The sequence below is a fragment of the Endozoicomonas sp. ONNA1 genome (assembly GCF_024606325.1).
Classification (GTDB): Bacteria; Pseudomonadota; Gammaproteobacteria; order Pseudomonadales; family Endozoicomonadaceae; genus Endozoicomonas_A.
This window is the reverse complement of the sequence record NZ_JAHHPN010000757.1, coordinates 1-2,284: the sequence shown is the minus strand read 5'-3', so window position 1 is coordinate 2,284 and position 2,284 is coordinate 1. Positions and strand designations below refer to the sequence as shown.

The following is a 2,284-nucleotide window of genomic DNA, read 5'->3' as shown; positions in this document are numbered from 1 at the left end:
TGTAGACGTATTAAAAAGAAAGCAAATATAAGCTAGAGGTCAATAATTTCAGGGGGTTTCATGATTTTTCCTTGCCGGGTCTCACGACACGGGTTTCTCCGAGTTTCTTCTTTTGGTTACGCGGCATCAAACCTAACTAGCTGACCTGCCTTATCCAGTTTCTCATGCAAGCTACCAGGACTCAGTTCAAAACCATTAGGCCAGCACAAAGCGCCAAACTCAAGGAAAAAACGGCAAAAATACTGTGAACTCTCCAAGGGTAATGTCATAGCTGTTTTTTTAGACAACAACGGAGAAAAATCCATCACTCCGTGGGAACCATCAGAAAAAGAAAGTCGAATTTCTTTATCGTATAACCACTCAGCTTTTATCAATTTAATCATAATCAGCTCCCGGAATACGCTCTAGCGGCTGAAGCTCCAATGCTTTTTGCCAGTTATCAAATAGTGCTGTTTTATGGTCACCACACTAGTCAGATACCAATCTTGCGGCCTTCTTTGGAAGATGACCCTTGAGAACTGCACCATCATTAATACACACCAAAGCCTCGTGACCTTGTTACTCAACATGGATATGTGGTGGTGGATGATCATCATGATACATTCTGATGTAAATTCCAAAAAAAGAAGAGATCACAGGCATCACAATTACCATCAGCTTAAAGCTTATATCACTGCCTCCAAAGCCAGATTGGTCAACTGTGGGGGGGCTTACAACTCCACACAATGATAGAAATGGCCCAATCTCCTTATTGAACCCCCTCCTAACCTGTTACTATTCCGGATTGTATAAAGCAACCTATTTGCCAGGTATCAAGTATCAAGACCTGACCCCGGTTTCGGTAGTTCGGTAGTAGTAGAAGGGTCATATATGGACATTATATGGACTTTTTCTTTTGTTTAACCTATCCTTGAAATGTTATTTTTTTAACACTGAGGAAAATAGATGAGCGTATCACCCTTACCCCGTACCAAAACGGTATCGACGTTTAAAAAAGAATTAGCTTCTATGGATGTATCTGAGCCTGTAGTCGTTACACAAAATGGGGAACCTTTATATGTAGTTCAAGACCCCGTACAGTTTGAGATGCAACAGGAACAAATGGCTCTATTAAAATTGTTGTCATTTGCTGAAAAGGATGTTCGGGAAGGTCGAACCGTATCTTCTTCAGAACTTCTGGCTGGATTGGAAGGGCTTCTTGACAATGAAGTTTGAGTATTCACTCGCTTTCCAATGCCAGCTTCATGACAGGTTTTACTATTTATCCCGACACATCGGACAGGAAGCGGCTGGCGAGCTTCTTAATGGCTTCATTACTGGATTTGAGAAAAGAATCATTGAACATCCCCGAAGTTCTCCATTATGTTTGGAGGCGTCAGAAATGGGGTTCACAACGTATCACGACTATGTTGATGAAAAGCTCCAATTGCGAGCGATCTTTCGATTTTCTGAGACAGAGGACATGGTATACCCATTGCTATTTTTGAGTACCAAACAAAGCATCCGACAAGCTTTAATACAGCATTGTCTACGACAATAGCCAGAATTCCCCAAAAGCCTAAATAACATTAACAGAAAGATTTTCGGGAATTATCAGGGTGAAATCATTTCAAGACCACCTTATCGAAAGTGAAATTAAAGAAATTATCGAAGGCGCATTTAACGACCATTTTAAAATGGGATTCAGTAGCAAGGATTCGTTTAGCGTTTCGTCAAAAGGTAGTGTTCACGCCAAAGGATCATCTAAAGAAGCTGGCGAAGTTTCCAATATCGTTTTTAAAAGTGCGAAAGGAAGCAATTTTAAAGCCCAAATTGAGAGCCTTTGGAATACTAGCAAAGATGTTTCTACTTTCGTGAAAAAGATCAATCAGGAAATCGATTCAAATACTGCTTTCGTGAAAGCGAATAGTTCAGATAAGAAAAGTGTCAGTAAGATAAACAAAAAGATCGAGACCTATCAGAAGATTGTTAGCTCTATCGAAAGGCTTGGCAAGAAAAAATAGAGCTGGGCTTTCGTCAGTAAAGTTCACCTCGACAATGTTGACTCGTTCCCACGCTCCAGCTTGGCAATGCATACCCATATCTGAAAACGGGCTTTACAACTTGAGATGTCGTATGGATTCAACATGGGAGCCACTATTTTGCCACACGTGAGAACGACCCAAAGAGCCCTAAAAACAGAACAGAGTCAAACGATGTCAACAATCAAGACCTGATCCCTTTTTTCCAGATAGCTCGGCTTGCGCAGAGCAAGCCCATAAATTATCATTCTTTCCGTCTCTTG

At 41.0% G+C, this 2,284-nt stretch carries 3 protein-coding genes; 2 read left to right on the top strand and 1 reads right to left on the bottom strand.

Translation table 11 applies throughout. The features are described from left to right. Positions 1–116: 116 nt before the first annotated feature. Entirely contained in the window at positions 117–383 is a 267-nt protein-coding gene (locus tag KDK19_RS18165; protein WP_257254996.1) for a DUF2442 domain-containing protein, read from the bottom strand. A 562-nt stretch (positions 384–945) separates the two neighbouring features. Between KDK19_RS18165 and KDK19_RS18160 the strand changes: the two genes are divergently transcribed. Together KDK19_RS18160 and KDK19_RS18155 are read left to right on the top strand one after the other, a co-directional pair. Next, positions 946–1,215, top strand: coding sequence for a type II toxin-antitoxin system Phd/YefM family antitoxin (locus KDK19_RS18160; protein ID WP_257254995.1), 270 nt, complete (start codon positions 946–948; stop codon positions 1,213–1,215). Positions 1,216–1,598: 383 nt separating this feature from the next. Next, a complete protein-coding gene (locus tag KDK19_RS18155) occupies positions 1,599–2,003 on the top strand; it encodes a hypothetical protein (RefSeq protein WP_257254994.1) in 405 nt (134 codons plus the stop codon). Positions 2,004–2,284 lie beyond the last annotated feature (281 nt).

Coding starts and splice junctions, on each gene's coding strand:
- KDK19_RS18165 (WP_257254996.1), bottom strand. CDS start 383: ATGATTAAATTGATAAAAGCTGAGTGGTTATACGATAAAGAAATTCGA.
- KDK19_RS18160 (WP_257254995.1), top strand. CDS start 946: ATGAGCGTATCACCCTTACCCCGTACCAAAACGGTATCGACGTTTAAA.